Annotated in this window: 22 protein-coding genes and 1 pseudogene; 14 read left to right on the top strand and 9 right to left on the bottom strand. The window is 51.6% G+C overall.

The window, feature by feature from the left end; all coding sequences use genetic code 11:
- Nucleotides 1–59 precede the first annotated feature (59 nt).
- Nucleotides 60–884 (bottom strand): alpha/beta fold hydrolase, encoded by an 825-nt coding sequence (locus GNP95_RS16265; protein WP_155611906.1) that lies wholly within the window; start codon nt 882–884, stop codon nt 60–62.
- A gap of 178 nt (nt 885–1,062) precedes the next feature.
- On the opposite strand from GNP95_RS16265, the gene acpS reads away from it, so the two are divergent.
- Both acpS and mutY read left to right on the top strand, forming a co-directional pair.
- A complete protein-coding gene (gene acpS, locus GNP95_RS16270) occupies nt 1,063–1,455 on the top strand; it encodes a holo-ACP synthase (RefSeq protein ID WP_155611968.1) in 393 nt (130 codons plus the stop codon).
- 19 nt (nt 1,456–1,474) lie between these two features.
- The gene (gene mutY, locus GNP95_RS16275) at nt 1,475–2,665 is read left to right on the top strand and encodes an A/G-specific adenine glycosylase (protein WP_155611907.1); all 1,191 of its coding nucleotides are present in this window, start codon (nt 1,475–1,477) and stop codon (nt 2,663–2,665) included.
- Nucleotides 2,666–2,827: 162 nt separating this feature from the next.
- Here mutY and GNP95_RS16280 read toward each other — a convergent pair whose 3' ends face one another.
- Nucleotides 2,828–3,043 (bottom strand): hypothetical protein, encoded by a 216-nt coding sequence (locus tag GNP95_RS16280; protein ID WP_230873862.1) that lies wholly within the window; start codon nt 3,041–3,043, stop codon nt 2,828–2,830.
- Between the two features lie 499 nt (nt 3,044–3,542).
- Here GNP95_RS16280 and GNP95_RS16285 point away from each other — a divergent pair, with 499 nt between their 5' ends.
- From GNP95_RS16285 to folE, 7 genes and pseudogenes are all read left to right on the top strand, one after another.
- The gene (locus GNP95_RS16285) at nt 3,543–3,974 is read left to right on the top strand and encodes a GNAT family N-acetyltransferase (protein WP_155611909.1); all 432 of its coding nucleotides are present in this window, start codon (nt 3,543–3,545) and stop codon (nt 3,972–3,974) included.
- 199 nt (nt 3,975–4,173) lie between these two features.
- Complete coding sequence (lepB, locus tag GNP95_RS16290) at nt 4,174–4,836, top strand: signal peptidase I (protein ID WP_155611910.1); 663 nt, start codon at nt 4,174–4,176, stop codon at nt 4,834–4,836.
- Nucleotides 4,837–4,863: 27 nt separating this feature from the next.
- Nucleotides 4,864–5,304, top strand: coding sequence for a ribonuclease HI (gene rnhA, locus GNP95_RS16295; RefSeq protein WP_330163475.1), 441 nt, complete (start codon nt 4,864–4,866; stop codon nt 5,302–5,304).
- 64 nt (nt 5,305–5,368) lie between these two features.
- A pseudogene (gene queG, locus GNP95_RS16300) lies at nt 5,369–7,134 on the top strand (tRNA epoxyqueuosine(34) reductase QueG).
- Between the two features lie 23 nt (nt 7,135–7,157).
- A complete protein-coding gene (locus GNP95_RS16310) occupies nt 7,158–8,192 on the top strand; it encodes an HD-GYP domain-containing protein (RefSeq protein WP_155611912.1) in 1,035 nt (344 codons plus the stop codon).
- A gap of 116 nt (nt 8,193–8,308) precedes the next feature.
- A complete protein-coding gene (locus tag GNP95_RS16315) occupies nt 8,309–8,542 on the top strand; it encodes a YneF family protein (RefSeq protein ID WP_155611913.1) in 234 nt (77 codons plus the stop codon).
- Nucleotides 8,543–8,612: 70 nt separating this feature from the next.
- Entirely contained in the window at nt 8,613–9,206 is a 594-nt protein-coding gene (gene folE, locus GNP95_RS16320) for a GTP cyclohydrolase I FolE (protein WP_213595010.1), read from the top strand.
- Between the two features lie 136 nt (nt 9,207–9,342).
- Here folE and GNP95_RS16325 read toward each other — a convergent pair whose 3' ends face one another.
- Together GNP95_RS16325 and GNP95_RS16330 are read right to left on the bottom strand one after the other, a co-directional pair.
- Nucleotides 9,343–10,800: a sensor histidine kinase gene (locus GNP95_RS16325; protein ID WP_155611915.1), complete on the bottom strand. Its 1,458-nt coding sequence runs from the start codon at nt 10,798–10,800 to the stop codon at nt 9,343–9,345.
- Nucleotides 10,797–11,486 (bottom strand): response regulator transcription factor, encoded by a 690-nt coding sequence (locus tag GNP95_RS16330; RefSeq protein WP_155611916.1) that lies wholly within the window; start codon nt 11,484–11,486, stop codon nt 10,797–10,799. Before GNP95_RS16330 ends, GNP95_RS16325 begins: the two co-directional genes overlap by 4 nt.
- Nucleotides 11,487–11,655: 169 nt before the next feature.
- On the opposite strand from GNP95_RS16330, the gene GNP95_RS16335 reads away from it, so the two are divergent.
- Nucleotides 11,656–12,879, top strand: coding sequence for a DUF418 domain-containing protein (locus GNP95_RS16335; RefSeq protein WP_155611917.1), 1,224 nt, complete (start codon nt 11,656–11,658; stop codon nt 12,877–12,879).
- Between the two features lie 406 nt (nt 12,880–13,285).
- Nucleotides 13,286–14,353, top strand: coding sequence for a bifunctional 3-deoxy-7-phosphoheptulonate synthase/chorismate mutase (locus GNP95_RS16340; RefSeq protein ID WP_155611918.1), 1,068 nt, complete (start codon nt 13,286–13,288; stop codon nt 14,351–14,353).
- An 86-nt stretch (nt 14,354–14,439) separates the two neighbouring features.
- Here the strand turns inward: GNP95_RS16340 and GNP95_RS16345 are convergent, their stop codons facing one another.
- Nucleotides 14,440–15,693 (bottom strand): Fe-Mn family superoxide dismutase, encoded by a 1,254-nt coding sequence (locus GNP95_RS16345; RefSeq protein ID WP_155611919.1) that lies wholly within the window; start codon nt 15,691–15,693, stop codon nt 14,440–14,442.
- A 96-nt stretch (nt 15,694–15,789) separates the two neighbouring features.
- Nucleotides 15,790–16,794, bottom strand: coding sequence for an alpha/beta hydrolase (locus tag GNP95_RS16350; protein ID WP_155611920.1), 1,005 nt, complete (start codon nt 16,792–16,794; stop codon nt 15,790–15,792).
- A gap of 249 nt (nt 16,795–17,043) precedes the next feature.
- Here GNP95_RS16350 and GNP95_RS16355 point away from each other — a divergent pair, with 249 nt between their 5' ends.
- Nucleotides 17,044–17,790 carry an IclR family transcriptional regulator gene (locus GNP95_RS16355; RefSeq protein ID WP_155611921.1) on the top strand — a complete coding sequence of 249 codons (747 nt, stop codon included), beginning with the start codon at nt 17,044–17,046 and terminating at the stop codon, nt 17,788–17,790.
- A gap of 243 nt (nt 17,791–18,033) precedes the next feature.
- Here GNP95_RS16355 and GNP95_RS16360 read toward each other — a convergent pair whose 3' ends face one another.
- From GNP95_RS16360 to acnA, 3 genes are all read right to left on the bottom strand, one after another.
- Nucleotides 18,034–19,131 (bottom strand): DUF1648 domain-containing protein, encoded by a 1,098-nt coding sequence (locus GNP95_RS16360; protein ID WP_155611922.1) that lies wholly within the window; start codon nt 19,129–19,131, stop codon nt 18,034–18,036.
- Nucleotides 19,131–19,535, bottom strand: coding sequence for a GntR family transcriptional regulator (locus GNP95_RS16365; RefSeq protein ID WP_155611923.1), 405 nt, complete (start codon nt 19,533–19,535; stop codon nt 19,131–19,133). The genes GNP95_RS16360 and GNP95_RS16365 overlap by 1 nt, the downstream gene beginning before the upstream one ends.
- A 999-nt stretch (nt 19,536–20,534) precedes the next feature.
- Nucleotides 20,535–23,252, bottom strand: coding sequence for an aconitate hydratase AcnA (gene acnA, locus GNP95_RS16370; RefSeq protein ID WP_155611924.1), 2,718 nt, complete (start codon nt 23,250–23,252; stop codon nt 20,535–20,537).
- Nucleotides 23,253–23,463: 211 nt separating this feature from the next.
- Here acnA and GNP95_RS16375 point away from each other — a divergent pair, with 211 nt between their 5' ends.
- Nucleotides 23,464–24,474, top strand: coding sequence for an amidase domain-containing protein (locus GNP95_RS16375; protein WP_330163476.1), 1,011 nt, complete (start codon nt 23,464–23,466; stop codon nt 24,472–24,474).
- A 74-nt stretch (nt 24,475–24,548) separates the two neighbouring features.
- The gene (locus GNP95_RS16380; RefSeq protein WP_155611925.1) at nt 24,549–25,646 is read left to right on the top strand and encodes a D-alanine--D-alanine ligase; all 1,098 of its coding nucleotides are present in this window, start codon (nt 24,549–24,551) and stop codon (nt 25,644–25,646) included.
- Nucleotides 25,647–25,701: the final 55 nt, after the last annotated feature.

Consider the following 25,701-nt stretch of genomic DNA (forward strand, 5'->3'; position numbering starts at 1 on the left):
TGGGTATACGCAGAAGCCGGGTTATCCGTATGGAACGGATAACCCGGCTTCTTGGCGATTTATTTAACGGTAGACAACGTTTGGGATATAAACAACAGGCTTGCCTTAATGGCTTCTTCCAGCGGTGGAGTTGATCCCTGGAAGGGATGGACGGTATTGAATGTATGATTGCCTCCCGGAATATGAATCCAGGGAATATCCGGTCTGATGGATACGAGACGGCTGGAGCCTTGGCGCAGATGCGCTCCGTCATCCGAGCCCTGGATCAGGGCGACCTTAAAAGCAGCCGAGGAAATGCGACCAAGGATATCGTAGCGCTCCTTCTGGCGATCCATATCCTCCAGGATGGCAACGTCAAGCGGCATCTGCTGTCCTGTTCGGCCGTTCATCACATAGCTTCGTCCATTCTCGCGCATTTCCCGCTTCTGAGACTCCGTGAACACATCGAGGTTTGTCACTCCGTTCCAGGACAGAACACCGGTTACGCTGCCCGGATGATCGAGCGCATACACGAGCGACACGCCGGCTCCGCGGCTGTGTCCAAGCAGGAATAACGGCAGGGAACGCAGCTTCTCTTCCTGGTACAGGCCGGCGATCAGTGCGCCGAGATCGGTTAGCTCCCGCTCATATGTATTCGTTGCGAACCGTTCGAGCTCCGTAAATTCAAAGGGGTCGTCGCCGATTCCGTTATGGGAGAAGTTGAACGTGACTACCTCGTGCTGCTTGCTCAGCTGTTCAGCGACGTAAGGGAACATGCCCCAGTCTTTAAAGCCCTTGTATCCGTGAGCGATAATGATAAGGCTTGCTGCTTCTTCCTGGGCGGGGAATCGGGTGCAGCGCAGCAAATGGCCGCCTTCCAGCGGAATGTTGAAATCCATCGGCATGATCAAACGCATCCTTTCGTGACAGGTTTGAGACGCTAAATCCTTATTTTGTGCTATTATACCATACTGAATCGGAAGGCTCTCGCTTCACAGGATGTTCCCTGTTACAATTGGGAAGGGATTCGTGAGACCGCTGAACGGACTGCGAATACAGCCTTTTTTGAAGGAAGTGATGTCGTTGATATATGGCATAGGTCATGATGTGGTTGAAATAGATCGGGTTCGTAAAATACTAGACGGAGCCTCGGGGGACAGGCTGCTGAAGCGCGTGCTGACGCCGGACGAGCAGAAGCTGCCTGGCAGCATGTCGCGTCCGGCGGAATTTCTGGCCGGCCGGTTCGCGGCCAAAGAGGCCATCAGCAAAGCTTTTGGCTGCGGCATCGGCAGTGTGCTTGGCTTCGCGGACATGTCCATTCTGCCGGATGTTCAGGGGAAACCTCATGTCGTATTGACGCAGGAAGCATGGCAGCGGCTAGGTCTGGCTGAAGGTCAGGAAGGCTATGCCGTGCATCTCAGCATCACGCATGAGCGCCAGCTGGCTTCAGCATTCGTCGTTGTAGAGAGAGTGTAACGAAAGGGAGAGCTACTGGATGATCGAAGAAAAATGGAGCAAGGAGAGCAGAACATATTTCAGCACGGAGCTGCTGTCCTGGTATGAACGGTCGAAGCGGGATCTGCCGTGGCGCAGGCATCGCGATCCCTATTATATTTGGATATCGGAGATTATGCTGCAGCAGACCCGTGTGGATACGGTCATTCCGTATTTCCTCCGGTTTATTGAGCGTTTTCCGACGATAGAGAGCTTGGCCGAAGCGCCGGAGGAGGACGTGCTAAAATGCTGGGAAGGGCTCGGCTATTATTCCCGGGCCCGGAATTTGCAGGCGGCCGCCCGCCAGGTGATGGAGCGCCACGGCGGCCAGGTGCCGCGCGACAAGGCTTCTGTCGCGGCGCTTAAGGGAGTCGGCCCGTATACGACCGGGGCGATCCTTAGCATCGCCTTCGATCAGCCAGAGCCCGCCGTCGATGGAAATGTAATGCGCGTGCTTTCCCGGTATTTCTTCATCGAAGAGGATATCATGAAGACGGGAACGCGGGCGCTGATGGAAGGGCTCGCGGCGTCGCTTATTCCGGCAGGCCGGGCCGCTGATTTCAATCAGGCGTTAATGGAGCTGGGGGCGCTGGTATGCACCCCGAAGGCTCCGCAATGCCTGACATGCCCGGTCATGGCGCATTGCTCGGCGCGCCTGGAAGGCGCCGAGCTTCGCCTGCCGGTGAAGAGCAAGGCGAAGCCGCCGCGTCCCGAGCATCGGATCGTCGCCCTCGTGGAGGGCGAAGGAGATCGGGGGGGACGCGTGCTCGTGCGCCGGCGGCCGGACACGGGGCTGCTCGCGCGGATGTGGGAGCTGCCCCATGTGCTGGCGGCCGCGAAGCCTAGCGAGGGCGCCGATTTGCCGGATGGCGCGGCGATGAGCCGACTGGCGGGGGCGCTGGCCGAGGAGGGCAGGTACGTCCGGCCAGAAGGGCCGTTTATGACCGCGGAGCACATATTCAGCCATATCCATTGGTATATGCGTGTGTTCCGCTTCCAGGAAGCCGCCGCCTTGAGCGCGTTGGCCGGCTTTGCCGAGCTGGCGGTGGCGGAGCCCAAGGCTGCATATGATGAAGGGGAGCGGGCTGAGGAGTATCGCTGGATTACGCTTGAGGATATGGAGGAACTCGCTTTTCCCAATGTATTCTTAAAGATTCTTCATCAATATTTCAATGATAAACAGCAGAAGTAACTATAAAAGCAGACCAGGAATCGGGAACGTTCTTGGCCTGCTTTTTTGTATGCGGGTTATTGATGGTGAACGTTAGCTATTTCTTGGTTTGGCTGTGGGCAGCAGTATATGTGCCAGTTAGTGTCGAATGATGCCGGAGCTTGCATGTTCCGGCAAACCCGGCTATTCAAGCATCCGGTTCTCGACGTCCTTCATATTGTTCTGTTGGTCGGTTTCCCGGTGCTGCGGCTCTACGACCTGTCCTTTTTCTGTTGGAGCATCGCCGCTAACGCTGCGTACGAAGCTGGTGAATTGCAACTTTTGCTTGTCAGCCTCCTGCTTGGCCGCAAGCAGTTCTTGCGGGTCATTGGTCAACGGTTGTAACGTGTCATCGGTCAATGTTATACCTCCTTTCAGGGTCATATATTTTAAGATTACCCGAAGCGCCGTTTTTCAATCGGTATTTCAGGCGAAGGAAAAAAGGCTGCAAAATGCCCCGTTATCCCTGTCAATATGATATAATGTGTGGCGTGTGGCAGGTCTTTCCTGAATTGAAGTTATAATTCTTTTGTTAATTTTCCGTTTAAGAACTCTCTGAATATAGCAATATCCCCCTTGGAATTAACCCCGCTTTAACAAAACCTATTTCTGGCAGATCCCTTTTTTATGCACTTACATTTCCAGTATTAGCATTAATTTTATCGATAAATAATGTAAACGCTTAATATAAAGCGCTTTCAGAAGAAAAATGGTGTATTTCCCTGATTATTATGGTTTAATGGACAAGTAAGGAGTTTTTCCTCGGTTTTTGTCTAGATTTAATTATTCGTTGGATGTTAAAAATGGACCGTGTGTTTTACATGATTCTATCAAAGCAAAGGAAAAGGGAGATCATAGCATGCGTATTCGTTCCTTCCAGTTGAGTGATGCCAATCAAGTGATGGAGCTTCTGCAGGTATCCTTGTCAGAGCAGTGCTACGAAGACACTAAGCGGGCTTTTGCCAGACAATTGTCCTGGGATTCGGAATTAATCATGGTTGCGGAAGCCGAAGAGGAAATCGTGGGGGTCTTAATCGGGACGATCGATCAAAATCTAGGCTGTATTTATCGGACTGCGGTTCATCCCGAATACCGTCGTCAAGGGTATGGCAAGAGGCTGGTTAGCGCTATGGAGCAGCGGTTCCAGCAGCGCAACGTTCGCCGGATCGTTGTAGCAGGCGATGAACACAATAAGGCTGTTATGCCGCTGTATGAAGCGATGGGATACGGAGCAAGCAAGTTTCTGGAAGCGTTCCATAATTTGGGTATCGCAGCAGTCCGTTCGCTGTAAGGTTCTATAAATAAATCCAATGCCGCGCTGCGGTTAAATTGGATAATGATCTCATGTGATGATGAAGCATATCTTCCGTCCGTTGCAATTGGGCGATAGATATGCTTTTCTATTATTATGCCTTATTTTTGATAAGTAGGTCATTTTTAGGCATGGATTTACATGAATTCAATGAATTACGATATAGAAGAGGTGCAGTATGAAGCCAGTCAATTTACCGGAGCACCGGGATACGGACCATCCAGAGTATGTTCGCAAGCGAGCTGAAGTTGACAAGGATTACGCGGAAGCCAAGAGGCGTGCAGCTGAGGAATCTGCTCAGCCCGTGCTTCAGAACAAATGGGTTCGTGAGCTGTGGGACTTGGGCAAGACGGCCGCAATTGCATTTATTATTATGCTTCTGCTGAATATGTTCGTGTTTAACCTGTCGATGGTGAAGGGCGAGTCGATGCAGCCGACATTGGAAGAGCAGGAGCGGTTATTCGTCGACAAAATCGTTTATTACTTCTCATCACCACGCAGCGGGGATATCGTTGTGCTCAAAGATCCCAGCACTGGACCTGATAAGAAGCATTACCTCGTCAAACGGGTTATAGCTGCCCCTGGCGAAACGGTGGAAATTCGCGACCATGTCCTGTACGTGAACGGACAAGCTCTGAACGAGCCTTATACCGATGTGCAGATCGAGGATCGGGATTTCGCGGAAATAAGGCTGGGCGAGAACGAATATTTCGTGATGGGAGACAATCGCCGCTACGGTCGCAGCAAGGACAGCCGCAGCTTCGGCAGTGTGCAGAAGAAGGACATCGTCGGCCGCGCAGAATTCGTATTCTGGCCGGTGACTAAAATAAGAGGTTTGTAAAAAATACAGTAGGTTGGAGGATATCCCGTGAAGGAGATTACGATTTATACCGATGGAGCCTGCTCCGGAAATCCAGGCCCTGGGGGCTGGGGAGCCATATTGATGTATAACGGCCATCGTAAGGAACTATCTGGCGGCGAGCCGATGACGACGAATAACCGCATGGAGATCCAAGCGGTCATTTCGGCATTGGAGCAGCTGAAGGAGCCGTGCCTTGTAAAGGTATACAGCGATTCTGCCTATGTCGTCAATTGCTTTAAGCAGGGATGGATTCGCAACTGGCTGAGAAATGGCTGGAAGAACAGCAAAAACCAGCCGGTCGAGAACCAGGAGCTGTGGCAGGAATTATGGCGCCTGATGCAGATTCATCAGGTTGAATATATCAAGGTCAAGGGACACAGCGATAATGAGCTGAATAACCATTGTGACTTCTTGGCGAGGGAAGCGATCAAGCGGTTGTCCCGGTAATTGGGGCGGGACAGAACGCGGGAGCGCGGAGTACTTGCCTATTACATCTAAGGAGGGATCGGAGATGACGGAAGCGCGACCTATTGCTGAAGGTGAGCAGAACAGTTCACAGGACTGGGCCAAGCTGAAGCAGGAGATTAAGGACGCCGCATATTCCATGGGAATCGATGATATCGGATTCGCCTCGGCCGATCCGTTCCTATCATTAAAAAATGTGCTCCTCGATCGCCGGGCTAAAGGTTATGAATCCGGGTTTGAGGAACCTGACATCAATAAAAGGATATACCCTGAGTTGTCGCTGGAACGGCCGGCTTCCTTGATTTCTATTGCAGTAGCCTATCCTTCCAAGCTCAACAATCCACCGAAGTCGGAGCCAGGCCTTCGCCGGGGGATTCTGGCCAGATCAGCTTGGGGCCAGGATTATCACACCGTGCTGCGTGAGGCAATGGCCCGGCTGGAGGAGTTCATCAAGGAGAGGGTGGAAGGAGCCCGCATCGAAAGCATGGTAGATACGGGGGCACTGGTGGACCGTGCCGTGGCCGAGCGGGCCGGAATCGGCTTTAAGGCGAAGAACTGTATGGTCATTTCGCCGAAATGGGGCTCTTGGATCTACCTTGGCGAGCTGATTACGAATATTCCGTTTGAGCCGGATACTCCTGTAACCGAGGACTGCGGCGAATGCACGAAGTGCATCGATTCCTGTCCGACGGGCGCCCTGGTGGGACCCGGCGAGCTGAATGCGCAGCGGTGCATATCTTTTCTGACCCAAACGAAGGGCTTCCTTGAAGACGAGTTCATGAGGAAGATCGGCAACCGCCTGTATGGCTGCGATACCTGTCAGATGGTATGCCCGAAGAACAAGGGCAAGTCGTGGAATCACCGGCCAGAGCTGCAGCCTGATCCCGAAACGGTGAAGCCGCTGCTTCTCCCGATCCTTGATCTGAGCAACCGGGAGTTCAAGGATCGATTCGGCTCCAGCGCCGCTGCCTGGAGAGGAAAGAAGCCGATCCAGCGGAACGCGGTGATCGCGCTGGGTAACTTCAAAGATCAGGCCGCCGTGCCGAAATTAATAGATATCATGCGAAATGATTCAAGGCCGGTATTGAGAGGAACGGCAGCTTGGGCTTTGAGCCGGATTGGCGGAGAGGAAGCGCTTCAAGCTGTCAGCCAGGCCGTATCTGCCGAGAAGGACGAAGAGGTGCTTGCATACTTGCAGAGAGCTTTGACAGTGCTGCAGGAGCACGAAGTACAGCGGGAGGATGGGATGGAGTGAATTCAGATGCAGTGAAGAAAGTTAGCTTGTACTATGCGGAGATGGACTCGCCCATCGGCATGCTTACCCTTTGCGGAAGCGACCAGGGACTGTGCCATATTGAATTCGGCTCGTACGCGGACCGGGCAGATTTTCTCGGGACATGGGCAAACCGCTACTATTCGGGTGCTGAGTATGTGTATGTCGCGGAGCCGCTGGCTCCGGCCATGGCTCAGCTTGGCGAATATTTCGCCGGGAAACGGCATAGCTTCGACCTTGCCTTGGACATGCGAGGCACAGAGTTCCAGCAAAAAGTATGGAAAGCCTTGCTAGATATTCCGTATGGCGCGGCCGTCTCTTATAAGTCGATTGCCGAGCAAATCGGCCAGCCCAAGGCTGTTCGGGCTGTTGGCGGCGCAAATAATAAAAATCCGCTGCCTATCGTTGTTCCTTGTCATCGCGTCATAGGCTCAGGCGGAGCGCTTGTCGGTTACGGAGGGGGATTATCCATCAAAGAAAGCCTGCTCTCTTTAGAGCGCCAGCATCATGATTGTACATTGACGACATCAGGCGAATAGCGATCGCTAAGGGGGATTAATTCATGAGATTCATGAGTGTTGAGGATATCGAACCGGGGCAGTACCTTGGCAAGACGGTATATTCTTCCAACGGGACGGTGCTACTGTCGGCTGGAATCCAGCTTACGGTCTACATGATTACGACGCTGAAGCGTATCGGTGTAACCATGATCTACATCAAAGATCCGAATTTCGAGGACATTGAGGCGGAAGAAGTGCTCAGCGAATCGACGAAAGGCGCGGTCTTCAAGGAAATGAGCCATACGCTGGAGGCGGTAAGGTCCGGCAAGGACTGGAGTACGAAAAAAGTCAGCGTCAGCGTGGACACACTGCTGGAGGATATTTTGAATCACCGGGGCGTGCTGCTTCAGTTGACGGATATTCGCACTGCGGATAATAACGATTACATTCACGCGGTGAACGTATGCCTGCTGTCCTCAATGATCGGGCTTAATATGGGACTGAATTACTCCCAGCTTAAGGATCTGGCGATCGGAGCTTTGCTGCATGATATCGGTAAAGCGAATCCATTGGCGGAAGGGGCATTCGGGAGTGGGATGGAAGATCACCATACCTGGAGAGGCTTCGAGGTGTTGAAAAATAAGCGCGAGTTCAGTCTGCTGATCGCGCACACCGCTCTTCAGCATCACGAATGCTTGGACGGCAGCGGTCTGCCGCGCGGGCTGGAAAGCGACGACATTCATCTTTTTCCTAAAATTGTAGCTGTGGCAAACCGGTATGATAATCTGATTGGCGGTGGCGGAAGCAATGGCCGCCCTATGCTCCCTCATGAAGCGTGCGAACAACTGATGGCCTTCTCCGAGAAGGAGCTGGATCATGAGGTGCTTGTCGAATTTACAAGAATCGTCTCGGTTTATCCGAACGGAACTTCCGTGCGCCTATCGACGAAGGAGACTGGCGTCGTAGTGCGGCAGCATCGGGGCTTGCCCGGACGTCCGGTTGTTCGCGTCATTTTCGGCTCAGGAGAAGATATCGAGGTCAAGGAAGTTGACCTTGCCGTAGAGACGACAACTTTTATCGAAGCAGTATTGGCTTAAATTTTTAAAGATTCATTTGCTAGGTATGTTGCGGAAATGATATTATATCTTGAGGTACTGAAAGCATACCACAACAAGAATGAAACATTTGATCACAATACAGGGGTGGCTGAACCATGAATTACGTAATTCCTATTATTACACTTATCGTCGGCTTGGTCGGCGGTTTCTTCATTGGCGTAATCTATTTGCGCCAACAATTGATGAAGATGCAGAATGATCCGCAAATGCTTCAGAAGATGGCGAAGCAAATGGGCTACAATTTGAACGGGCAGCAAATGCAGCGCGCTCAGCAAATGATGAAGAAGCAGGGCATGACGCAGCCGCAAGGCCGCCGGAAGAAGAAATAATAGGTAGTCTATTTTTACGACAGACACACTCTGCTCCCTGGATAGGGAGAACAGGAAGGAGGAGGCGCGAGTGGCAGGCGTCAAAGATTATGTAAATACTCAGGTTGGAGCCAACCGGGAGAAGATTGAACACCATGTCCGCGAAATATTGAAGCTGATTGGTGAAGATGTTGAGCGGGAAGGCCTTATCGATACACCGGCACGGGTAGCCCGGATGTACGAAGAAATATACGGCGGTTACGAGGTGGATCCTCGCGATGTGCTTGGAGTTACGTTCGAGGAGAACCATGAAGAACTCGTAATCGTAAAGGATATCGTGTACTACAGTCAATGCGAGCACCACACGGCCCCTTTCTTCGGCAAGGTGCACATCGGCTATATCCCGAGCGGCAGAATCGCCGGACTTAGCAAACTGGCCCGTTTGGTGGAAGCGGTCACCCGCAGACTGCAGGTACAGGAGCGCATTACCTCGCAAATCGCCGACATTATGGACGAGGTTCTTAAGCCGCAAGGTGTGATGGTCGTCGTGGAAGGCGAGCATCTCTGCATGTGTGCCCGCGGCATCAAGAAGCCGGGAAGCAAGACGGTGACCTCAGCCGTACGGGGAACGTTCCGTTCCGATGCAGCTTCTAGAGCAGAGTTTTTGTCGCTGATTAAGGAATAGTGAACGGGTTGCTCTAGCTCAAACCCTAAAAACAAAACACGCCTTCATGGCGTGTTTTTTTATTTACTTTTAAATTTGTTAATTCAACGCATTCCGTTATCCTCTAAGGATGCCTTCTTCATTTAGTTTGGATAGCTTATGTGTCCTGAAGCGGGATGGTAAAGCGTACCGTCGCCCCGCAAGCTGGATTGTTCTCGGCGCAAATCTGTCCCCCATGATGCTGAATCAGAAGCTTGGCGATATATAACCCAAGCCCCGAGTGTCCTTTTTGCCTGGAGGATGAATGACTCCCCTGATAAAACTGCTTGAATGCCTGTTGCAGATCCTGCGGCTGTGCAAACCCTGCTCCATTATCCGTGATAGACATCATCACCTGCTGCCCGGTAATTTCGATGCGCCATTGAATCCGTCCGGCTTCAGGCGTATACCGGATGCTGTTCGACACGAGGTTATCGAGGACCTGAATGATGCGATACGGATCGAAGATGACAGGATTGTTGACCGTTCGGTAATCGTTAATCTCAGTATCGAAAGTTATATTCTTATCCTTACATAAGGCCGCATATTCCACGGTTTTATGATCCGCAAATTCTTCAATATCCACGGGAAGCGGCTGGAGCCGAAACGACATTTTCTCAAGCTCCGCAATGGTGTTCATATCCTGCAGGAGTTTTGAAGCACGGATGGTGTTGCGCCGGATAACCTGCAGATATTGCGCTCTTTTGTCCGCATAAGCTTCTCCCTCCAGCTGTTCCATACCCTCGACATGCCCTTGAATAATCGTAAGAGGCGTACGCAGATCGTGGGCGAGCGCTGCAAACATGGTGCTTCTTTCTTTTTCCATTCTCCATTCCCGCTCAATGGAATGCTCCAGCTCCTGCCGCATGTCTTCAAAAGCATTCGTCAAACGGTTTACTTCCGTTATGGGTGAAGTCCCGGTCATGGAAAAGCGTAAATTTTGCGCTGTAATCATTTCTGCTCCTTGCAGAAGCTGCTGTAATGGAGCGTTGATCATCCGGCTGAACCGCCTTCCGAATATGAAGGTGAACAAGATGATATATAGAAATGGCGATAGGAAAAAAGTCAGGAATCCAAAGGTTACGATAGGGTTAAGCGCTGGATTGGCTGCCGTCACTTTGAGGTGATAACCCAGCAGAAGAACGCCTATGAATTCTCCATTCCGGGACATAACCGGCACATATTTAACAAGTTGGTTGAGGCTGCTGTGCGTCTGGTTCAAGCGTGCCAGGAGCTTCTGCCGGTTAAGTGATTCTGTAATTTCAAGATCCCCGTATAAGCTTTCACCCGCAGGCGACACAACGAGGAAGTTTATGCCCTGTGAGGGGATCACCTTTTCCAGCCCGGCTTGTCCCTGCGTGTTCATGATAGAATCACCTTGGGTTTTTGCGTACTCTGAAATGACGGGAATTTGCGCTTCGTAATGATTCGCCGGGAACAGATTGTCATGGTTGAACAAGTAGCTAAGCAGCAGCACGAGTAATCCCCAGGTTATCAGTGTAGCCAGCAAGCTGCAGGCTAGAATGGAGGCGAAGTGTCGGGCAAACGTATTTTTTATGGAACGTTGCTTGCTCATTTGGGGTCCCACTTGTAGCCGATGCCCCAGACGGTTTGAATATAGGTACGGTCTTGTGCGTAGGCAGCCAGCTTAGCCCGGATTTTCTTGATATGCTCCGTGATCGTGGAATCGTCACCCTCTGCGTTAAATCCCCATAACTTCTCATAGATTTGCTCTCGAGCAAAAACCTGCCCCTGATGCATGGCCAACAATTCAACGATCCGATACTCCTTATTCGTAAGGGCGATGTTGTGTCCATTGCAGTTCACGGTATGTCCCTTGCAATTGATCGTCAGGGACGGGAATCGAAGGACGCCTTGTTCTTTTTGCATATGGATTCTCTGCTCTCTCCGCAGATGGGCATGGATTCTGGCCTTTAATTCAGCGAGGCTGAAGGGTTTAAGCAGATAATCATCCCCGCCTGCGGCCAGCCCCCGAATACGGTCCACTTCACTCTGACAGGCACTTAGAAACACAATGGGACATTGCGTCGTTTCCCTAAGCCGCTCGCATACTTCAATGCCGTTCATCTCGGGCATCATCACATCGAGGATGATCAGCGAGGGCTGCTGTTGGCTCTGGATTAAGGCATCCCGCCCGTTACCGGCCGTAAGCACGCGATAGCCTTCATGTTCAAGCGCATCTTGTATAAAAGCAATGATTTCTTCTTCATCATCCACCAATAGGATCGTTTCGTTTGCCATATGTGATTACACCCTCCAAGAACTAGCTATAAAAAGTTCCATCTTGTTATTGTACACGTCAATTCTAAAGAATAAATAAAGAAAGTCGAATTAGTCCAATATGTAATTCTTTATCCTTTCTTTATGATTGTACCTTAACCTGAAGGCATAATGAGAAGGAGGCACGAGGATGGCAATGAAATCACAATCAAGAATAGAGCTGTTAGACAGCTTAAGGGGATTTGCTCTATTAGGAATCATTCTGGTCAACATCACCTTTTTCACAACATCGCTTCAGACGATTTCATATGGGGTTGATTTATGGTCTGGCTGGTATAATGAGGTGGCTATGCTGCTGCGCGGGATTGTCATTGACGGCAAATTTGTACTCATTTTTTCTTTTTTGTTTGGTTTTGGGATGGCAATGCTGCAGGAGAGCAGTCAGGCTAAAGGAAGAAGTTTCAACCGTATTTATATTCGAAGATTGACGGCTTTATTATTGTTCGGTTTGCTCCATGGAATCTTCATCTGGTATGGAGACATACTGACACATTATGCGCTTCTGGGCTTTCTCCTCATGCTATTTCAGCGCTGCAAGCCGAGAACGCTGCTGATTTGGTCTCTGATCCTGCTGTTGATCGTTCCCGTTCTCGTGACGGGCGCCAGTCTGTTGAGCAGCACTGCAGGCCAAGCGCTTGAGCCGATGAGCCAAGCGGATGCCCGTCAGATAGGGGTCTATTACCAAGAACGGGATGCCGCCATTTACGGTGAGGGGACCGTTGCCCAGATGACCATTCAGCGGGTGAATGATTTTATTGGCTCCATCTTTAATATGCTGCTCTTTTACCCGCAAATACTAGGCATGTTCTTGATGGGCGCCTACTTCTGCAAACGCCGATTCTTGCATAAGATTCAGGAGAACCGGAAGGGAATACTCCGACTGGTTCTCATTGGCGGAAGCGTAGGTCTTGTGCTTCAGCTCGTTATATCACTGACGAAGAAAGGGCTTCCGTTCTGGGGCGAGGCGGCAGCATTGTTCGTAGGGGCGCCGCTCTTAGCTCTGGCCTATATCGGAACATTTGCACTTTTATATCAACACAAACTCTGGAAAAAGGTACTCCATTGGTTTTCCTACCCTGGGAAAATGGCCTTCACAAACTATCTGCTTCAATCGGTCCTTTGCGGATTGATCTTTTACAGCTACGGTCTGGGATGGTATGGAAAGATCGAGCCAGTCTTGCAAATGTTAATTGCTGTCGGCATTTTTGCTCTGCAAGCGGTATTTAGCCGGGTCTGGTTCAATTGGCTTCCGATCGGACCTCTCGAATATGTTTGGCGCCTGTTCACTTATTGGGGAAATCCGCTGAATCGAGGCGAGAAAGGGAAGGCTGCTTCTGTTCATGAAGCACCATGAATTAAATCTTCACTGCATCAAAGCACCTAAGCTTTAAATAAAAGCCTTGCAATTTTGTTCCGGGGTGTAATACAATGCTTCTAAATTCATCAACACAATATGTTCAAACAAGCGATGATGGAAAGAGTAAGCGAAAGAACGTTCCTGACAGGAAAGGGCTGCCACCGACTGAGAGCGCCCGGGCGAAGGTTCTCCGCTGAAGTTCATTCCGGAGCTGGTAGGCTGATAATCTGCATGCTTCGTGCAGAGAGTAGGTTTACCCGTAACCCTTGCGTTAAGAGGTTCAAGTGAGATGTGCCTGCTTATTTCGGCATATCTAATAAGGGTGGTACCACGACTCCTCGTCCCTTTCCGGGCGGGGGTCTTTTTGTTTTATACACTGGAAAATGGGGAGAGGAGAATGTAAATGAGTCAACGTTTGGAACAATTAAGATCAGAGCTGGATTCCGTGAATCTGCAGCTTCTGGAACTGTTGTCGGAGCGGGCGCGGATCGCCCAGGAGATCGGTCAGGAGAAGCAAAAACAGGGCGTTCCTGCTTTTGATCCGGTACGCGAGAAAAAAATGCTGGATGCTCTGGTGGAGCATAACGAAGGTCCTTTCGATAATGAAACGGTACGTCATTTATTTAAACAGATTTTTCAGGCATCGTTAAAGCTGCAGCAGGTCGATCATAAGAAGCATCTGCTCGTCAGCCGGAAGAAGAAGCAGGAAGATACGCTGGTTCAGCTGGGCAGCACGGTGATTGGCGGCGGCACACCGGTAATGATTGCAGGGCCATGCTCGGTTGAAAGCTATGAACAAGTGCGCCAGGTTGCAGCGGCCTTGAAGCAAGCGGGGATGACGGTCATGCGCGGCGGTGCGTTTAAACCGAGAACATCGCCCTACGATTTTCAGGGCTTGGGCATCGATGGCCTGAAAATTCTGAAGGACGTGGCGTCCGAGTTCGGGCTGAAGACGATTAGCGAAATCGTGGACCCAGCGCATATTGAGCTTGCGTGCGAATACATTGACGTCATTCAGATTGGTGCGCGGAACATGCAGAACTTTGAGCTGCTAAAAGCGGCAGGCAACGTTCGGACGCCAGTGCTGCTGAAGCGTGGTCTCGCGGCTACGATCGATGAATTCGTACACGCTGCGGAATACATCGTTTCCCGCGGTAATACGCAGGTCATGCTGATTGAACGCGGCATACGGACGTATGAGAAGGCTACGAGGAACACCTTGGACATCTCGGCGGTGCCGATACTGAAGCAAGAAACGCATCTTCCGGTGCTGGTGGATGTGACGCACTCCACAGGGCGCAAAGACATCCTGGCCCCTTGTGCCAGAGCGGCTCTAGCTGCCGGTGCAGACGGTGTCATGGTGGAGGTACATCCCGATCCGGCAACAGCGCTCTCCGATGCGGCGCAGCAGCTTAATATTCCGGAGTTCCATGATTTCCTGGCAAGCGTGAGGAAGTCGGGTTTGCTGTAAACATTGTGCAATAAAGTTTAATAAGAATGAATGGCTGCTTTTCGGAGAGATTCCGAGAGGCAGCCATTTTGTTATTGAATATCCACTTAGAACGGCTGCCACTTCAGCTTCCTCGCCTTTTCGAAACGTTCGGCGACCTCCGGCCAGTAGACGACCTGCCACCAGTCTGCGATATATTTGGCCCGTTCATTCTGGTGCTTCAGGTAATAGGAATGCTCCCAGACGTCAATCGGCAGCAGGGGAACCACATCCCATTGTGATAAATTCTGATGCTTCTCGGCCATCAGAATTTCCAGCCGGTGAGCACGCGGACTCCAAACGAGAATGGCCCAGCCACCGCCTTCTACTTTATCGGCGGCATTGGTGAACTGATTTTTGAAGGCGTCATAGTTGCCGAAATCCCTGCGGATTTGCTCGGCCAGGTCGCCCTCGGGCTTACCGCCTCCTTGAGGGTTCATCGTATCCCAGTAAATGGTATGGAGATAATGGCCTGCCCCGTTAAAGGCCAGCTCCCGTTCCCAGTGCTTGACTAGGTCGAAGTTGCCCGACTTACGGGCTTCTTGAAGCTTCTTCTCGGCCTTGTTCAAATTATCGACGTAGCTCTTATGATGAATGTCGTGATGGATTCGTACGGTTTTCTCATCGATATGCGGCTCTAAAGCGTTGTAGGCGTAGGGCAGGGGAGGGAGAGTATGTCCGCCGATCGGTACCGGACCGTCGCCGGATTTGCGGGGTTGGTCAGGGACGGGGCTGAGAAATACACTGTTCTGGACTGTGGAATCGAATTCGTCTGATGAGGAAGCGGCCGAATCATTCGAGAACGGTTCTTCGACACTAAACGGCTGGTATGGTAAAGCGGAAGTCTCTTGCAGGTCGGTTATGGCGGGCAGCTCTTCCATATTCCGCTTTATAGCCCCAGGAGAATTTAGTGTCTCGAGCACTCCCAGGAAGTATTCGGATTCGCGGATAATGTGGAGCAGCACCGTTTTTGCTAACGGAACGGATTTGACCGCAGCGCTGTATTCCAAAATGTAATAAAGCTGTCTTATGAATTCCCGGGACTGCCGGAACGCTGTATCCAATAAACGTTCCGTCTGCTGGACCAATTTCGGATCGCAAGCGGCCTCTGGGGAGGACAGTGCGTACTTGAGCAATTGATTGGCCACGTGCGTTGTTTCTTCCAGTACTATTTTCCAATCATTCAATAACTGGACGTAGCCCGGCTCCAGTCCGGGAACGATCGCTTTGATTACGTCCGTATGCTCGCTTTCCTGCTGCTTCCAGAAGCGGATTTCCTCAAGGATGCGGACAGGCAAATAAGGCCCGTAAACCAATAGCATCGGGTTAGCCTCCTTCACGTTTAATCGCCATTAACAGTTTATGTGAATGAAGGCTTGGCTTATGCTTGTTGGTTATACGAGCCTGGTCGGTTTAAGTTACTTGGCGGATTCTATCCGGCTAAGGAATGAGGACACTTTGCGTAAATAATCTTTGGGGTGCTCCCGAAAAATCATTTCATGATGGGAGCCTTCGACAATCCATACCTCAGATGCCTCGTTGGTTTGATTTTCGGCCAGTTTTTCAGCTATTGGATAAGGCGCCTTCTCGTCTTCGGTTCCGTGAATGAACAGAGTCGGGAAGGGGTAATCCATTGATTTGACCTCCGTATACGGAATCTGGCGCATGCTAGTGCCGTTGAGCACCGGGAGCAGCATGCCGATGATTTCCAGCGAGGGACGCCGCGGCAGGTCAATATGCTGACGGATATTATGATACATCGTATCCGGCTCCAGCAGGAAGGTACTATCGAGAATCATTCCGTCGATGTCCTTGCTCGTCAATGCGGCTTGCAGAGCCGTACCTGCGCCCATCGAAAATCCCCATACGACGATTTCATCAGCGCCTCGCTGTTTGGCCAGGTTGATGGCCCCAAGCAATTGCTCGGCTTCTTTTTTGCCGCCGGTGGCGACCTCTTTGCTCTTCTGGGAGGCAAACCCGTAGTCAAACATCAGGACGTTGTAGTTCAGCCGATGGGCATAATGCGCAAGATCATACATGGGAACCCAGGGCTCCTCACGATTAGCCCCGTAACCATGGCTGAAGACGATAGTTTTGCGGGAATTCTCTGCAGGAATGTACCAGCCCTGCATCATGCGGCTGCCGTCGGCTGCCTGGAAGAGAACATCCTCATAAGCCAGGTTCTTGGATAGCTTTGGATTGGAATAGAGCGGAGCCACATTCGGGTTGGACAATACCCAGGCAATATAGCCATGCAGCACAATAAAACAGAACAGCAGAAAAAATAACGCGGATAATAACAGTGCCACTAGAATATGTTTGAGGCTGACGTGACGTGCAGTCAGTACATCGATCGATGGTGTTGGAGTGTCCGTCTTTAACCCTGTATTTAAGGGAAGATCACTCCGGGTTGATGGACTCATGTTCTTCCCCTCCTAGTCGTATTCATACAATATATGCTCGGTATGGCTCCGAGATCAAAGACTAGAGTGACTTCGCAGTTTCTGTCGAATGTGGACGAATCATATAGAATAATCGTAAGGCAACAGGTTCGGTAAAGTCAATAATAGCCTGATAAAGCATGACTCGGTGCATTGACGAGCGGGAATGGATTACATATAATTTATGTAACCACGTTTCACGTAGTGAAACTTATGGAGAGGTGAGGTCGTATGGAAGACCGTAAACTAACCGTGCGCGCGGTAGAGCGGGCGCTTGATATATTAATGTGCTTTACGAAGGGCAATGAGTTTAGCTTAACGGAAATCGCCAGCAGCATCGGTCTGCATAAAAGTACGGTTCACCGGCTGATGACAACGTTGGAGGAGAAGGGATTCGTCATTCGGGACAATGCTACGGAAAAATATCGGCTTGGCCTAAAAATATGGGAGCTGTCCGCGCATTTATCGCATAGTGATGATCCAGCCGTTCTACTGCTTCCGCAAATGGAACAGCTTCGCGACCGGCTTGGAGAGACGGTCAGCCTGTATTTGCGGGATGGTACGGACCGGCTGAGAATCCAGGCTGTTCAGAGCAACCAAGCGATCCGCAGGGTCGCAGCGGTCGGTGCGAGACTGCCGCTCTACGTCGGGGCGTCCAGCAAGGTGTTGGTCGCCTACGCCGATGAATCGGTGCTGCAAGCCGTGCTGGACAGCCCTGATTGGCCCGCAGCCGTGGATAAAGGCCAATACGTGGCTCAGCTTCAGGAGATTCGCCAGCTTGGTTTTGCGACGAGCTACGAGGAGCGGGAGCCCGGAGCTGCAGCGGTGTCGGCGCCGATCTTCGATCGAAACGGCAAGGTGGCGGCAGCCTTATCCGTCTCGGGTCCGGTCAGTCGGCTGTCGCCGGACACGCTGATCGAATTTGGCCCTGTGCTGATCGAAGCGGCGCGGGATATGGGAATGATGATTCATGCCTAACATCCTGTAGATCATGGATGTTATTGATGCGTGCGTCGAAATTGTTGCCGTTATCCGGTGCAATGGGTCAGCGATAGATAGTGTGAAAGAAAGGAGAGGCCTTATGGCCTCTCCTTTTTTTTGTGATATTTTACGAGAAGTCAGTGGCCTGAAACAGCGAGATCATAGCTTCACGATATTCTAGCGTGTCTGTAGCGGCTTGCGCCTCCTGTGCCGATCATCTACTGCTTCACGCGGTATCACCTACTGGCCAAGGAAGGCAGGAAGGGCGATGACGATGATGATGCCTAAAAGTATGAGCCAGACCATGGGGTGGGCGAAGTTGAGCGTCCAGCCGATGCCGAATCTTTTTTCCACGAAAAACGAGGGGTCGTTCGGATTATAGTAAATAAAGCCAAGCTTCCATTGAGCATCGTCGTTGACCGGCTGTACCGGAGATCCGGTCTCTGAGCGTGCGACCCGGCTGCCTCCCTGTCCCGTTGTAAAGGAGAGAGCGACAGCGAACAACACGACAAAGATTGGGATGAGCAGGCTGACAAGCATCATGATGCTGCTCTCAAGCTGGTATATCATATTCAGCTGGATGAATGAGAACAGGCTGACCATAGCTAGGCCGGACAACACGGTGAACATCGACCAGCGGCGGCGGAAGACCGCATTTTGCCGGACCGAACGCTCCGGATCTCCGGCGCTAAGCTGCTGCTTGCTCCGCAGAATACTCCAATTCACAAAGATAAAGATGGCGATAATTAACAATTGCATGATGTTAGGAAATAACACAGTAGTATAAGATTTGGCCGCACTGTTGATCACGTTGCCCTGCATATCGAATTTTAGGGCAATCTGCTCAGGGAATCGATCGTAATTGAAGAGCGCAGCAGCCGTGCTGGCCAATGTCAGGCCTACATGGATAAAGAACCATTTATTCGATAGAACCAGCTTCTGGCGGTGGAAGGAGGTATCGACGGCAAGCACCGTTTTTCCTTTAGCCGCTGCGGGGAGGGAAGCCTTGATTTTCTTCATTTTGAAATGAAAGAGTATATTAAGCGCGATCGATATCACTGCGATTAAACTGATGACCACGCCGAGCAGGGTTCCTTGCAGCGCCGTATTGCTTTGCATGGAAGCATAAAGTCCGGCAAAAAGCAGCGGAATATAAATAACCAGGCTGATTGTCGCATATTGCTTGCGCATCCGGCGAAGCTGCTCGCTGCGGAAGGTTTCCTCGCTGACCGAAATGCCGAAGCTCACCGTCTCACGTGTCAGATAGGGCATGAAAGCAAGAGAGGCTACGATGGGAATAAACATTAATACAAGCATAAGCGTAAATAAAATAGGCATTATGCATTCTCCTTTTCGTTGTCGGTTTCAGTGATTTCCTGATGGATTCGCTCTACCAAATCCATTAACTGCTGTTTATCCATTCCCCGGCATATCGCTTCTGCGACGATCGGCTTCAGTTGGCTGCGCTGCTTGGCCATGAATTCCTCCGTGACCGCAGGCATGCCATCCGGATCAACGACGACCCCGCGCTGCCGATGCACCTGAATGTATCCGTCCTGCTTCAGCAGGGTGTACGCCTTGTTTACGGTATGAAGATTGATGCCAATATCCGAGGCCAAGCTCCGAACCGAGGGGAGCGGCTCTCCGAGCTTCAATCGTCCGCTGGCAATCCCTTCGATAATTTGATTGACCAGCTGTGTGTAAATAGGAACATCCGACTGCATATCCAGCTCTATAATCAAAATGGCACCTCCATCTGATAACTGTTATACATTTAATATAACAGTTAAAACGAATATACACAATAGTTTTAGAAAAATAGACGGTCGATTGGATGTGGTTTTTCAATATTCTGGCGTTCTCATAAACTGTAGTGGCACTACTGCTCGAATGTCGTACAACTAGTGAGCACGATAGCGAATCCCCTGGCATGCCGGATCATTGATGTGTCGCTTACAGCCCCCTGCGCTTCGGTGCCTGGAGTCTCATGAAGCTGGTCAACCGATCAGGTACCCGGATCACCGAGCATATCGGATTACCGAGGGTATCGGATCTCCGACGTGCCGGATAGTCCTAACGGACACAGAGGACGTTATATGCACATATTTCGAGTAAATCCCTAAGTTACGGACACAGAAGACCCTATTTAGCAATTTACGGCTTGATTAGTGGGCGTTTTAGGCAAATAGGTGCACCTCAGTCCGTAAGTCTTCATTTTGGACCGATATTGGCCAAATAACGGATTCAGGGTCCGTTCGCGTGCTGCTTTGTCCTGAATCTGCCGACCTTGCCAATGTTACCGAACTGACGAGCCTATCAACACTCACCGAGCCAACTGAACCACTGGAAAATCCAACCAAGGCAAACAAGCCGAACCAACCAAACCAACCAAACCAACCAAACCAACCAAACCAACCAAACCAACCAAACCAACCAAACCAACCAAGCCGAACCAACTAATTCCGGCGAATAGGCCTTAACCTTCCATCTGGCCGTGCCAGTCCTTCATCAGCTCCAAACGGGCCTTCAGCCTGTCTATGACAGCCGAACGGAGCTTGCCAAGTCCACAGTCGGCCTTGAGTCTTTCCCGTATCGCACCCGCACCTGTACTCCCCTTAGGCGAATTGCCAATGTCCCATATACTTCCTATAGCCGATACCGATGATCCCTAATTTGGCGCAAAAAAAGAATGCCCCACCCGAAATCGGGCAGGACATTCCTTATGAACAGGTTATATATAATTACTTGCCAGCTTGAATCATCTGGCGCAGAACGGTTTGCAGAATGCCGCCGTTATGGTAGTAGTCGACATCAACCATGCTGTCGAGGCGGGCGATGACCGTAAATTCGAACTGCGTGCCGTCTTGGCGGGTTGCTACAACGGTCAGCTCTTGGCCAGGCTTGACGTCATTGCTCAGTCCGAGGATATCGAACGTCTCGGTGCCGTCAATGCCTAGCGTCTTCCAGCCATGTCCCTCTTGGAACTGGAGCGGAAGAACGCCCATGCCGACCAGGTTGCTGCGGTGAATCCGCTCGAAGCTTTCGGCGATGACCGCTTTAACGCCAAGCAGATAAGTTCCTTTGGCCGCCCAGTCGCGGGAGCTTCCCGTACCGTATTCTTTACCGGCGATGACGACGAGGTTCTGTCCATTGGCTTGATAATTCATCGAAGCGTCGTAGATGGACATCAGCTCATCCGTAGGCAGGTATTTCGTTACGCCGCCTTCCGTGCCAGGAGCAACCTGGTTGCGGATGCGGATGTTGGCAAACGTACCGCGCATCATGACTTCGTGGTTACCGCGGCGGGAGCCGTAGGAGTTGAAGTCCTTGCGGGCAACGCCGTGATCGTTCAAGTAGATGCCCGCCGGGCTTGTTGGCGAAATGTTACCGGCTGGCGAGATATGGTCGGTAGTGACCGAATCCCCGAGCAGGGCGAGTACGCGTGCTCCGCGAACGTCGGCGATGTCCTGAAGCCCTTCGCCGATTTTCTCGAAGAACGGCGGGTTCTGGATGTAAGTGGACTTCTCGTCCCACTCGTACAATTCGCCTTCTGGAACCGGAATCGCATTCCAGCGCTCGTTCTGAGTAAATACGTTCTCGTATTTGCTGCGGAACATTTCCGGCTTCACGGAGAGACCGATTGCTTCTTTGATCTCCGCGGAAGTCGGCCAGATGTCTTTCAGATAAACCGGTTGATCGTTCTGGTCGTAGCCGATCGGATCGTTCTGCAGATCGATATTTACCGTTCCAGCCAGCGCGTAAGCGACGACAAGCGGCGGAGAAGCCAGGTAGTTTGCTTTAACCTGGGCATGCACGCGGCCCTCGAAGTTCCGGTTACCGGACAGAACAGCAGCTACGGTAAGGTCGTTGTCGGCGATTGCTGCGCTGACCTCATCCGGAAGCGGACCGGAGTTGCCGATACAAGTTGCGCAGCCATAACCGGCAACGTGGAAGCCAAGAGCTTCAAAAGACTCCATGAGTCCGGCTTTCTCCAAATATTCTGAAACGACAAGGGAACCTGGCGTCAAGCTGCTCTTCACATAGCCCGGTTTTGTAAGACCGCGCTCGACCGCCTTCTTAGCGAGCAATCCGGCGCCGATCATCACGCTTGGGTTGGAAGTGTTCGTGCAGCTCGTGATTGCAGCGATAACGACCGCACCTGTTCCGAGCTCGCTTGTGCTGCCGTCAGGATGCTTAATAGTTACCTTCTGGTTGATCTTCTCATCGCTGAGCCCGTAACCGCCCTTATCGATCGGAGTCCGGATGATGTCGTTGAAGTTCTCCTTCATATCCGTCAGCTCGATGCGGTCCTGCGGACGCTTAGGTCCTGCAAGGCTAGGTACGACAGAAGCAAGATCCAGCTCGATCAGATCCGTAAACTCAGGATCTGCGGTGCTGCTTGTACGGAACATGCCTTGTGCTTTGTAGTAAGCTTCAACGAGAGCAATCTGCTCTTCGGAACGGCCTGTGCTGCGCAGATATGCCAGCGTCTCGTCGTCTACCGGGAAGTAGCCGATCGTTGCACCGTACTCAGGCGCCATGTTGGCAACTGTTGCACGGTCGGCAAGGCTGATGTTAGCAAGACCCGGGCCGTAGAACTCGACGAATTTGCCGACAACGCCTTTTTTACGCAGCATTTGCGTTACGGTAAGGGCGAGGTCGGTCGCCGTAGCGCCTTCCGTCAGGCTGCCGACAAGCTTGAAGCCGATCACCTCAGGTGCAACGAAATAGAGCGGTTGCCCGAGCATGCCTGCTTCAGCCTCGATGCCGCCGACGCCCCAGCCCACTACACCAAGACCGTTAATCATCGTCGTATGGGAGTCTGTTCCAACGAGGGAATCCGGGAATACGACAGTTTCGCCGTCAATAGTTTTAGTAGCGGCTACAGATGCCAAATACTCCAGGTTGACTTGGTGAACGATACCCGTAGCTGGCGGAACGGCGCGGAAGTTATTGAAGGCAGTTTGCGCCCAGCGCAGGAAGCGGTAGCGCTCCTCATTGCGCTCGAATTCGACCTTCATATTGTATTCCAGCGCTTCTGGCGTACCAAATGCGTCGACCATGACAGAGTGGTCAATAACGAGATCAACCGGGACAAGCGGATTGATTTGCTTCGGATCGCCGCCAGCTTTTTTTACAGTGTCGCGCATCGCAGCAAGGTCAACAACGACGGGAACGCCCGTGAAGTCTTGAAGAACGATGCGGGCCGGAATAAACGGAATCTCTTTATTCTCATCGCGGCCTTGGCTCCAGCCGGCGATTTGCTTCACATGCTCCTCGGTGATGGCTCTGCCGTCAAATTGCCGAACGGCTGCTTCCAGAAGTACCTTAATAGAGAATGGCAGCTTGGAAACAGGGCCTAGTCCTTTCTCTTCCAACAGTTGCAGATCAAAGTAACGGTATTTCTTCCCGCCGGCTTCCAAGGTGCGGGAAACAGAGAAAAAATCCTTCGTTGACATGAATGTACCTCCTTGTTTCACTAGATGAAACGCTATTTCAAAATTATCACTACATTAAGTATAGCGTTCTCCTTGTTGCGAGTAAAGTACTTTTTGCTGGCAAACGGCCTGTTCTTTTGCGGCATTGCACGCTTGCCCGGCGTAATTTTTCCAGCACATACTCAATCCTGTTCTTTCATATAAATGGGAATGATGAGGAGGGGATTTCAAAGTGAGCGATGAATGGAGAAGAACGTTATCCCTATATGTGAATCAGCATAATCAGGACGAAGTGGATTATCGCCCCAAGGCTGCTGAGGCCGAGGCCGTTGTGGCTGATTTGGAATATTTAATGCGCCGCGGTGAACGCAAACGCCGGCTTCAGGAATGGTATAAGGAACGGCGGGCAACCCCGCTTCGCTGTGAAACCCGCGCCAAGCTGCTGCGGGAAATCGAGAATCGGGCCGGCGAGATCGAGGTTGAGCTCCAAATGGCCCGCAGGACATATTATGAAAAAGGGGGAGCCCGCCATCAAGAGGAGGTCATCGACCGGCAGCGGCTGACGCTGGAGCGGGAAGGCGGAGGCTGGATTATAACGCGAATCGAACAGCCTGTAGACGAGCGTCATGCTCCGTTCAAGCTGCCCCTGGATAGAGGCGGCGGGGAAGGGGGAGCCTTAGGCAAGCTGCCGGGTCCTTACCTTAATGCGCAAGTGCTCGGCCCGCGAACCTCGCGCAGCATGCCTTATCGGCGCGAGGATGCGGTACTTTACGCTGATCGCTGGTGGGATGGATTTAATCCCGAATTTGCCGAATTTGAAGTGGATTGCACCAATTATATATCCCAGTGTCTCTTTGCAGGAGGGGCTCCAATAAACTATACTGGAAAAAGAGAATCGGGCTGGTGGTATAAAGGGTATATCAAGGGACGGGAGGCTTGGAGCTACAGCTGGTCTGTCGCTAACGCTCTTGAGCGCCTATTGGCCCACAGTAATTCTGGGCTTCGAGCCGAAGCCGCAGATAACCCGGAGCAGCTCCAATTGGGAGATGTCATCATCTATGATTGGGACGGTGACGGAAGCTATCAGCATAGCACGATCGTGACCGCATTTGATGCCGGCGGAATGCCGCTGGTGAACGCCCATACTACTCCGAGCAAGCACCGATATTGGGATTACCGGAATTCATACGCTTGGAGCGAGAATACCGTGTATCGCTTTTTTCGGATTGTGGATCATTTTTGATGAGTTGAAGCTGGGCTATATGGAAATTCATGCTGCATGATAATTATTACGACGATCAAAGAAAGAGGTTACTCATGGGACAAGACAAACTCACCGTTGGACTTATTTACGGCGGTAAATCGGGAGAGCACGAAGTATCGCTGCAAACGGCCCTCGCGGTTTCACAGGCGTTCAACTATGACAAATACGAGCTGCTTCCTTTTTATATTACGAAGCGCGGGGAATGGCGGGTTGGAAACAAGCTGTCCGGCCCGTTTGCCGCTTTGGAAGAACTTAGGCTGGAGAGCGGAGCGCAAAATACGTCCGCGGCGATCAATATGCTGTTCGAGAAGCTTTCTGTCGGCACAGGGGCGATTGACGTCGCATTTCCGCTGCTGCATGGCACGTACGGCGAAGATGGCACGATCCAGGGCTTGTTCGAAATGGCGGATCTGCCGTATGTCGGCGCGGGAGTGCTGGCTTCGGCAGCCGGGATGGACAAAGTCGCCATGAAGAAACTGTTCGCCGAAGCGGGGCTGGCGCAGTGCGAGTACTGCTACTTCACGGCGTCCGAATGGAGCCGGAGCAGCCATGCCATTGTTCAGGGAATTGAAGAGAAGCTGGGTTATCCCTGCTTCGTAAAACCGGCCAATCTAGGCTCCAGCGTCGGCATATCCAAGGCAAAATCCCGCGAGGAATTGCTGGCGTCCGTTGCTACCGCGCTGCGCTTCGACATAAAGGTTATCGTAGAGGAATTCGTGGACGCCCGCGAAATCGAGGTCGGCGTGCTTGGCAACGACGAGCCGCTGGCATCCGTTCCGGGGGAGATCGTCTCTTCCAGTGAATACTATGACTACCAAGCCAAATATTTGGATGGCAAATCGCAAATGCTAATTCCGGCCGAGCTTGATACGGAGCTTGCGGAAGAAATTCGCGATTTGGCGGTACGGGCATTTAAGGCAATATCAGGAAACGGACTGTGCCGGGCGGACTTCTTCGTGAAGAAGTCGGATCAAACCGTCTGGATTAACGAAGTGAACACGATGCCGGGATTCACGCCGTATAGCATGTATCCGCTGCTGTGGCGCGAAACGGGTGTTTCTTATGAAGCGCTGCTCGATCGGCTGATTGAACTCGCTTTAGAACGCTATGAGGCCAGACAAAATCTAAATTTTGAGAACGGTTTGCAGTAATTCATTCAACTCATGATTCGCTAGGATTAATGGGAACGAAGATGGAAAGGAAGAT

The organism is Paenibacillus woosongensis, assembly GCF_009725165.1.
In the GTDB taxonomy this organism is placed as follows: domain Bacteria; phylum Bacillota; class Bacilli; order Paenibacillales; family Paenibacillaceae; genus Fontibacillus; species Fontibacillus woosongensis.

Excerpts from the sequence above, each read along its gene's own strand:
- GNP95_RS16265 (WP_155611906.1), bottom strand. The coding sequence starts at position 884 with ATGCCGATGGATTTCAACATTCCGCTGGAAGGCGGCCATTTGCTGCGC.
- mutY (WP_155611907.1), top strand. The coding sequence starts at position 1,475 with ATGATCGAAGAAAAATGGAGCAAGGAGAGCAGAACATATTTCAGCACG.
- GNP95_RS16285 (WP_155611909.1), top strand. The coding sequence starts at position 3,543 with ATGCGTATTCGTTCCTTCCAGTTGAGTGATGCCAATCAAGTGATGGAG.
- lepB (WP_155611910.1), top strand. The coding sequence starts at position 4,174 with ATGAAGCCAGTCAATTTACCGGAGCACCGGGATACGGACCATCCAGAG.
- GNP95_RS16310 (WP_155611912.1), top strand. The coding sequence starts at position 7,158 with ATGAGATTCATGAGTGTTGAGGATATCGAACCGGGGCAGTACCTTGGC.
- GNP95_RS16315 (WP_155611913.1), top strand. The coding sequence starts at position 8,309 with ATGAATTACGTAATTCCTATTATTACACTTATCGTCGGCTTGGTCGGC.
- GNP95_RS16325 (WP_155611915.1), bottom strand. The coding sequence starts at position 10,800 with ATGAGCAAGCAACGTTCCATAAAAAATACGTTTGCCCGACACTTCGCC.
- GNP95_RS16330 (WP_155611916.1), bottom strand. The coding sequence starts at position 11,486 with ATGGCAAACGAAACGATCCTATTGGTGGATGATGAAGAAGAAATCATT.
- GNP95_RS16335 (WP_155611917.1), top strand. The coding sequence starts at position 11,656 with ATGGCAATGAAATCACAATCAAGAATAGAGCTGTTAGACAGCTTAAGG.
- GNP95_RS16340 (WP_155611918.1), top strand. The coding sequence starts at position 13,286 with ATGAGTCAACGTTTGGAACAATTAAGATCAGAGCTGGATTCCGTGAAT.
- GNP95_RS16345 (WP_155611919.1), bottom strand. The coding sequence starts at position 15,693 with ATGCTATTGGTTTACGGGCCTTATTTGCCTGTCCGCATCCTTGAGGAA.
- GNP95_RS16350 (WP_155611920.1), bottom strand. The coding sequence starts at position 16,794 with ATGAGTCCATCAACCCGGAGTGATCTTCCCTTAAATACAGGGTTAAAG.
- GNP95_RS16355 (WP_155611921.1), top strand. The coding sequence starts at position 17,044 with ATGGAAGACCGTAAACTAACCGTGCGCGCGGTAGAGCGGGCGCTTGAT.
- GNP95_RS16360 (WP_155611922.1), bottom strand. The coding sequence starts at position 19,131 with ATGCCTATTTTATTTACGCTTATGCTTGTATTAATGTTTATTCCCATC.
- acnA (WP_155611924.1), bottom strand. The coding sequence starts at position 23,252 with ATGTCAACGAAGGATTTTTTCTCTGTTTCCCGCACCTTGGAAGCCGGC.
- GNP95_RS16380 (WP_155611925.1), top strand. The coding sequence starts at position 24,549 with ATGGGACAAGACAAACTCACCGTTGGACTTATTTACGGCGGTAAATCG.